Source organism: Arthrobacter sp. 05L45_2, assembly GCF_056397525.1.
Window position 1 is genome coordinate 1 of sequence record NZ_JBFTNO010000155.1, and the last position, 7,366, is coordinate 7,366.

Consider the following 7,366-nt stretch of genomic DNA (forward strand, 5'->3'; position numbering starts at 1 on the left):
CTTCCACTCTAGGTCACTTTCGGCCTGATGGGTGGAAAGAAGACGCCGGTGCGGCCCATTTCTCCTGAGCTGCACCGGCGCCGTGTGGCAGTCGTTTACCGGACCGCCGTGGTGTTACTTCGTGAGCGCCTGCGGCTTGATCTTGCGGGAGTCAAGCACCTGGTCGATCAGCCCGTAGCTCATGGCCTCGGCGGCCGTGAGGATCTTGTCACGCTCGATGTCGTTGTTGACCTGCTCCGAGGTGCGGCCGGAGTGCTTGGCCAGGGTGTCCTCCAGCCAGGAGCGCATCCGCATGACCTCGGCGGCCTGGATCTCCAGGTCGGAGGCCTGTCCGCCCTGTCCGCCGGAGAGGGCGGGCTGGTGGATCAGGACACGGGCGTTCGGCAGGGCCAGGCGCTTGCCCGGGGTACCGGCGGCCAGGAGCACGGCGGCGGCACTGGCTGCCTGGCCCAGGCAGACCGTCTGGATCTCCGGGCGGATGTACTGCATGGTGTCGTAGATGGCCGTCATGGCCGTGAAGGAACCGCCCGGGGAGTTGATGTACAGCGTGATGTCGCGGTCCGGGTCCGTGGACTCGAGAACCAGCAGCTGCGCCATGATGTCATCCGCGGAGGCGTCGTCGACCTGGACACCCAGGAAGATGATGCGGTCCTCGAACAGCTTGGTGTAAGGATCCTGGCGCTTGAAGCCGTAGGGGGTCCGCTCTTCAAACTGCGGCAGCACGTAGCGGCTGGTCGGCAGGTTGCCGGCAGTCGATCCGAAGTTGTAGTTCATGTTCGTTGCTCCTGAAGTCGGTTCTGGCTGCGTGCCGGTTAGTTTTCGGTTTCGGCGTCGGCGTTGGTTCCGCCGCCGCCGGCCACGGACCCGGCGTGCGCCGCGATCTTGTCGAAGAAGCCGTATTCCAGGGCTTCGGGCGCCGTGAACCACTTGTCGCGGTCGTTGTCCTTGAGGATGGTCTCCACGGTCTGGCCGGTCTGCTCGGCGGTCAGCTCGGCCATGACCTTCTTCATGTGCAGGATCAGCTCGGCCTGGATCTTGATGTCGGAGGCGGTGCCGCCGATCCCGCCGGAGGGCTGGTGCATCAGGATGCGGGCATTCGGGGTGGCGTAGCGCTTGCCCTTCGTGCCGGAGGAGAGCAGGAACTGGCCCATCGAGGCGGCCAGGCCGGTGGCGACGGTGACGACGTCGTTCGGGATGAACTGCATCGTGTCGTAGATGGCCATACCGGCGGTGACGGAGCCGCCMGGCGAGTTGATGTAGAGGTAGATGTCCTTCTCRGGGTYYTCWGCCGAGAGSARSAGSAGCTGSGAGCAGATCGCGTTGGCGTTYTCGTCRCGGACCTCGGAGCCGAGCCAGATGATGCGCTCTTTCAGCAGGCGGTTGTAAATGTAGTTATCCTGGGCGGCCGGATCGACGGTAGCCATCCGGGGTGCCCCTGCTTGCTGTGACATGTGTACTTACCTCTCGCTGGCGACGGTGACACCACTGGACGGCATCACTGAACTTTCCTACATGGACACTAACGGTTTTCGGACCCGCTTTGTGCTCCGGCGCAGGGCTGTTCGCTGACGGCGCACGATTGCCCGGAGGGGTTCATTGCAGGCTTAAAAAGCCGCACCCCCGGATCGATGATCCGGGGGTGCGGGCAGATACTGCGGGAACTATTGGTGCTAGAACTTCACGGCCGCGGGGTCGTCGTTCTTCGGTGCTTCCGCTGCCGCGGCGTCGTCGGCGGACTCGTCGGCGCTCTCGGCTTCGAAGGAGGCCTCTTCGCCGCCGGGGCGGACGAAGTCGCTGAGGTCGATCTTGTTGCCCTCAGTGTCCGTGACCTCGGCCTGGCCCAGGACCACGGCGAGTGCCTTGCGGCGACGAACCTCGGAAACCATCATCGGAACCTGGCCGCTCTGATCGATGATCTGCGCGAACTGGTTCGGGTCCATGCCGTACTGGCTGGCCGTGGTGACGATGTAGTCGATCAGCTCGTTCTGGSTGACGYTSACKTCTTCCTTGTCAGCGATGGCGTCGAGGATGATCTCGTTCTGGAAGGCACGCTCGGTGTTGGCCTTGACCTCGGCGCGGTGCTCTTCGGTGTCGTGATCGCCTTCACCGTGGGAGTTCTCGGCGCTGAAGTGCTGCTCGAGCTGCTCTTCGACGACGGAGTCCGGAACCGGGATCTCGACGAGCTCGACGAGCTTGTCCAGGACCTTGTCGCGGGCCTCGACGCCCTGCTCGACCGTCTTGGAGTCGGCGGCCTGCTTGGCGAGGTCCTCGCGGAGTTCGGCCAGCGTGTCGAATTCGGAAGCCAGCTGGGCGAAGTCGTCATTGGCCTCGGGGAGCTCGCGCTCCTTGACGGCCTTGACGGCAACCTTGACCTGGGCCGATTCGCCGGCGTGGYCGCCGCCCACGAGGGTCGTGTCGAAGATGGCGTCCTCGTCGGCGCTGAGGCCGGTGACGGCCTCGTCGAGGCCTTCGAGCATGGTGCCGGCGCCAACCTGGTAGGAGAGGCCGGAAGCGGAGTCAACCTCGGCCCCGTCGATCGAGGCGTTGATGTCGATCGTCAGGAAGTCGCCGTCGGCGGCGGGACGGTCCACGGACTTGAGCGTGCCGAAGCGGCCGCGCAGCTCATCGAGGGCCTTGTCGACGTCGGAGTCGGACGACTCGGCGGCAGCGACCTCAACCTTGATACCGGAGTAATCCGGGAGTTCGATCTCCGGGCGGATGTCCACCTCGGCGTGGAACTTCAGTTCGCCGTCGGTTGCGGACGGGTCGGGAACCTCGGTGATCTCAACCTCGGGACGGCTCAGCGGGCGGATGCCGGTTTCCTGGACAGCGGCCTGGTACCAGCCGTTGAGGCCTTCGTTGATGGCCGTCTCGAGGACGTAGCCGCGGCCAACGCGCTGGTCAATGAGCTTGGAGGGGACTTTGCCCTTGCGGAACCCGGGAACCTGGATCTGCGAAGCTACAGTCTTGTATGCCTCTGCGATGCTGGGCTTCAATTCCTCAAAGGGGACCTCAACATTGAGCTTGACCCGCGTRGGGGTGAGGTTCTCGACAGCGCTCTTCACAGTCTAAGTACTCCTGGTGTGGGGGGATGGGGTTCTGCAACGCCACGGTGCGGCAGTTGCTGCAGAGTCGGGGTGACAGGATTYGAACCTGCGACTTCCTGCTCCCAAAGCAGGCGCTCTAGCCAAGCTGAGCTACACCCCGTAAGTGCACAGAACAGTCTACGGTCATACTGTGCTGATTTGCACATTTGACACTGGGGGCCTGAATTGGGTTTAGTTGTATCCGGCTTCAACAGCCGCCCGGAAGTTTTGCCGAAGTTCCAGCAAATTCCCGGGGACGTAGCTTAATGGTAAAGCCTCAGTCTTCCAAACTGATTACGCGGGTTCGATTCCCGTCGTCCCCTCCGATATATGACGAAAAAGCCCCTCCCGCCGGAGGGGCTTTTTCATGCTTCCCGGTGCGTTCAGGCCGACTGGCAGGCCGGGCACCAGTAGAGCTTCCGGGCGCCGTGTTCGGTCAGCGCCACGGCTGTTCCGCAGTCCCGGCACTCCTGGCCGTGCCGGCGGTAGACGAAGTGCGCGTCCTCGGGGTCCGGCAGGGTGCGGGTGCCGGCTCCGTTCCCGTCTGCGCCGACGACGACGGGGGTTCCTCCGGCGCTCGTCGATGTCCAGTAGCGCGGCGGCGTGGTGATGATCCGGCCGTCGCGGACGCCGTCGGACATCACGGCAACGGTGTCGTCCCACAGTTGCGCGGCCGCTTCGGCCGGCAGCGCGTTGCCGGGCCGCCAGGGGTCCAACCGTTGCCGGAACAGCAGTTCGGCGCGGTAAACGTTTCCTACGCCGGCGATGAATTTCTGGTCCATCAGCAGAGTGGCCAGCGGAGTGCGGCTCCTGGCCAGGCGCGCAACGAATGCCTCCCGGTCCCCCGGAAGGTTCCGCAGCGGATCCGGACCCAGCCGGGCCAGCACGGCGTCTACCTCGGCCTCGGTCAGGGTTTCACACGTGGTCGCTCCGCGCAGGTCCGCCCAGCCGTGGGCTCCCACCAGCCGCACCCGGACGGCGGCCACCGGGGCGGGAGGTCCGGCATAGGCGGGCTCGGCGCCGCCGTCGCTGTAAGTTTCCCGCTCCCCCACCTTTCGCGGCGCCCCGATGCTGGACGCACCGCGGAACCCGTCGTCCCCGCCGAAGTTCCAGGCCCCGTACAGGCCCAGATGGACGTGCAGGACCATCCCGTGGTCAAAGCCGAGGAAGAGATGCTTCCCGTGCGCAACGGAACTGGTCAGGACGTGCCCGTCCAACTGCGCGGCGCCCTGGCTGAAGCGTCCCTGCGGGCTCGACACAGCGAGCCGCTCCCCCGCGAACACATCGCCAAACTGGCGTGCGAGGCGGTGGACCGAGTGCCCCTCGGGCACTAGGCGACAACCTCGCCGGTGGTCTCGTAGATGGCGATCTTGCCGATCCGGCGGACGTGCCGCTCGTCGTGGCTGAACGGTTCGGCCAGGAACGCCTYGATGATGCCCGTGGCTTCCTCGACGCTGTGCTGGCGGCCGCCGACGGCCACTACGTTGGCGTCGTTGTGTTCGCGGGCCAGCTTCGCGGTGGACAGGTTCCAGGCCAGGGCGGCCCGGACGCCTTTGACCTTGTTCGCCGCGATCTGCTCGCCGTTGCCGGAGCCGCCCAGGACGATGCCCAGGGCGCGGGTGCCGGCTTCCTGGTCGGCGACCACCGCGCGGGCAGCGTTGATGCAGAAGGACGGGTAGTCATCCAGCGCGTCATAGACCTTCGGGCCGTGGTCCACGACGTCGTAGCCCAGGGCGCTGAGGTGGCCCACCAGGTGGGCGCTGAGCTCCATGCCGGCGTGGTCGGTAGCGATGTGAACGCGCGGGAAGTCCGGTGCAGTGGTCACGGCAGATCCGTTCTGTGGGGCGCCGGCGGTCTCGTGGCGCTGCTGATCAGGGCTACTCCAAGCCTACTAGGGCCGGGAGGCCGGCGCCCCGCCGTTGCGGCGTGCCCGGGCCGCCACCCGGGTCAGCGTCCGCGCCATGTTTTCGGCGGTCRTGGCGCTTCCGCCGCTCACCGCCAGGCGCCGGCCATCGGCCCGGTCGACGACGACGGCGGGGCCGCTGCTGACCAGCATCGCCGACGTCGTGCCGTGGCTGCGGTAGCCCCAACCGCCATAGTCGGCGGCCCTGACCTCCTTCGGCGTCGCCGAATCGATGGCGGCGGCGGGAACATCCATGACCCGGACGAAGCCGGCAGCGAAAACCCGCAGCCCGCTACGGTCAACCCTGATGCGGGCAAACAGGAACACGGCGGCCAGCAGGGCGACGGCCACCAGGAGGGCAGCCAGCCATGGCACCGCGACGGTAAGCAGGGCCGCGGGAAACAGCGTGGCGATCCCGAGCATCACAAACACCGAGCTGCGCGCGTGGACCCACAGGCTCACCGAGTCCCCGGCCAGCTCGGGGTCGAGCTCGTGCTGCAGCGCCGCCCGCACCGCCCGTTCGTCATCCGTGGACCAGCGCTCGTCCGCTTTGAACACAAAGCCCATGACCACCCCGAGCCCCAGGGCCGCCCCGCTGCCCATGGCCAGGACAACGACGTCGACGCGGGACTCCCGGGCGTTCGCCAGTCCCAGCTGGCCCACCAGGACGGCGGCAAGGACGGTGGTGACGAAGAGGCTCACGGCCAGCCCCGCTCCCATCATGAACCTGCGCATCAGCGCCGGGCGGGACAGCGGCGCCGCCTGCAGCAGAACCGCCCAGCCCACCAGCACGATCATGCCGGCGCCGGTACCCACCACGGCGCCAAAGGGCGCGAAGTCCGCCGCTCCGGCGTCGGTCCACCGGACCGCGAGGGGCTCGGGAAGGTCCGGGCGGATCAGGAAAGCGCACACCACAAAGGCCGCTGCCAGCATCAGCGGGAAGCCGACGGCGAACCGCAGGGCCCKGGCGTCRACGGAATCCTGGATCTTTCCCATACAGCCAACGCTACCCCTGCCGGGGCCGCCCGGTGAGGACTCGCTGTGACGGGCGCAACTTGCCAACCGACCTCATCGTGAAAGAATAATTTCACAGTATCGTTCCCACCACTCCTGGAGGCACCCTTTGCCCGGTATGAACCTCACGCGCGCCGAAGCCCGCGAGCGCGCCGAACTGATCGCCGTCGAGTCCTACGAGGTCAGCCTGGACCTGACCCGCGGCGAGAAGGTCTTCGGATCCACCACCGCCGTCACATTCACGGCGAAGCCGGGGTCCTCGACCTTCATCGACGCCGTTACCCACACGGTCCACAGCGTCACCCTGAACGGCCGTGAGCTGGATCCCGCTGAGGTCTCCGACGGCATCCGCATCCAACTCCCCGACCTGGAGGCCAGCAACGAACTCCTGGTGGTCGCCGATGCGCCGTACATGAACACCGGCGAAGGACTGCACCGGTTCGTGGACCCGGTGGATAACGAGGTCTACCTATACACCCAGTTCGAGGTTCCCGATTCCCGCCGTATGTTCGCCGTCTTCGAACAGCCCGACCTGAAGGCCAGCTTCACGTTCACCGTCACCGCCCCCTCGCATTGGGACGTTGTCTCCAACTCCCCCACGCCCGAGCCGGTGGAAACCCTCCCCGGCGAGGACGGCGGGGCCCGCTCAGTCTGGGAGTTTGCGCCCACCCCGCGGCTCTCCTCCTACGTCACCGCCCTGATCGCCGGCCCGTACCAGTCGGTCCGCAGCGAGGTGAAGTCCGCAGACGGCAAGGTCACGCCGCTGGGCGTCTTCGCCCGCAAGTCCCTGATGCAGTACCTGGACGCGGACAACATTTTCGACCTCACCCGCCAGGGCTTCGAGTTCTTCGAGGCGCAGTTCGGCTGCCCGTACCCGTTCGAGAAGTACGATCAGCTCTTTGTGCCCGAATTCAACGCCGGGGCCATGGAGAACGCCGGCGCCGTCACCATCCTCGAAGGCTACGTCTTCCGCAGCAAGGTCACCGATGCCCAGGTGGAGCGCCGCGCCATCACCGTGCTACACGAACTGGCACACATGTGGTTCGGCGACCTCGTGACGATGCGCTGGTGGAACGACCTGTGGCTCAACGAGTCCTTCGCGGAGTACATGTCCCACCTGGCCGCCGTCGAGAACACGAAGTTCGACCACGCCTGGACCACGTTCGCCTCGGTGGAGAAGTCCTGGGCCTACCGCCAGGACCAGCTGCCCACAACGCACCCGATCTTCGCCGAGATCAACGACCTCCAGGACGTCGAGGTGAACTTCGACGGCATCACCTACGCCAAGGGCGCCTCGGTGCTGCGCCAGCTCGTCGCCTGGGTCGGCCCGGAGGAGTTCATGGCCGGCGTGCGCGAGTACTTC

General features: G+C 66.4%; 7 protein-coding genes and 2 tRNA genes. 2 read left to right on the forward strand and 7 right to left on the reverse strand.

Annotated features, from left to right (window positions below):
- Positions 1–114: 114 nt before the first annotated feature.
- The 4 genes from AC1DHD_RS11945 to AC1DHD_RS11960 all read right to left on the reverse strand — a co-directional run bounded on the left by AC1DHD_RS11945 (position 115) and on the right by AC1DHD_RS11960 (position 3,207).
- The gene (locus tag AC1DHD_RS11945; protein WP_476879923.1) at positions 115–774 is read right to left on the reverse strand and encodes an ATP-dependent Clp protease proteolytic subunit; all 660 of its coding nucleotides are present in this window, start codon (positions 772–774) and stop codon (positions 115–117) included.
- A gap of 38 nt (positions 775–812) precedes the next feature.
- On the reverse strand, positions 813–1,424 hold the full coding sequence (locus tag AC1DHD_RS11950) for an ATP-dependent Clp protease proteolytic subunit (protein WP_476879929.1): 612 nt from the start codon (positions 1,422–1,424) through the stop codon (positions 813–815).
- A 246-nt stretch (positions 1,425–1,670) separates the two neighbouring features.
- Positions 1,671–3,065, reverse strand: a complete 1,395-nt coding sequence (tig, locus tag AC1DHD_RS11955) for a trigger factor (RefSeq protein ID WP_476879924.1) — start codon at positions 3,063–3,065, stop codon at positions 1,671–1,673.
- 67 nt (positions 3,066–3,132) lie between these two features.
- Positions 3,133–3,207 (reverse strand) — tRNA-Pro (locus tag AC1DHD_RS11960).
- A 131-nt stretch (positions 3,208–3,338) separates the two neighbouring features.
- On the opposite strand from AC1DHD_RS11960, the gene AC1DHD_RS11965 reads away from it, so the two are divergent.
- Positions 3,339–3,409: transfer RNA gene (locus AC1DHD_RS11965), tRNA-Gly, on the forward strand.
- A gap of 60 nt (positions 3,410–3,469) precedes the next feature.
- Here the strand turns inward: AC1DHD_RS11965 and AC1DHD_RS11970 are convergent.
- The 3 genes from AC1DHD_RS11970 to AC1DHD_RS11980 form a co-directional block, all read right to left on the reverse strand.
- The gene (locus AC1DHD_RS11970) at positions 3,470–4,417 is read right to left on the reverse strand and encodes an Fpg/Nei family DNA glycosylase (RefSeq protein ID WP_476879925.1); all 948 of its coding nucleotides are present in this window, start codon (positions 4,415–4,417) and stop codon (positions 3,470–3,472) included.
- The gene (locus AC1DHD_RS11975) at positions 4,417–4,911 is read right to left on the reverse strand and encodes a ribose-5-phosphate isomerase (RefSeq protein ID WP_476879926.1); all 495 of its coding nucleotides are present in this window, start codon (positions 4,909–4,911) and stop codon (positions 4,417–4,419) included. The genes AC1DHD_RS11970 and AC1DHD_RS11975 overlap by 1 nt, the downstream gene beginning before the upstream one ends.
- Positions 4,912–4,977: 66 nt before the next feature.
- A complete protein-coding gene (locus AC1DHD_RS11980; protein ID WP_476879927.1) occupies positions 4,978–5,985 on the reverse strand; it encodes a hypothetical protein in 1,008 nt (335 codons plus the stop codon).
- A 136-nt stretch (positions 5,986–6,121) separates the two neighbouring features.
- Between AC1DHD_RS11980 and pepN the strand changes: the two genes are divergently transcribed.
- On the forward strand, positions 6,122–7,366 hold a 1,245-nt coding region (gene pepN / locus AC1DHD_RS11985; protein ID WP_476879928.1), incomplete at its 3' end, for an aminopeptidase N.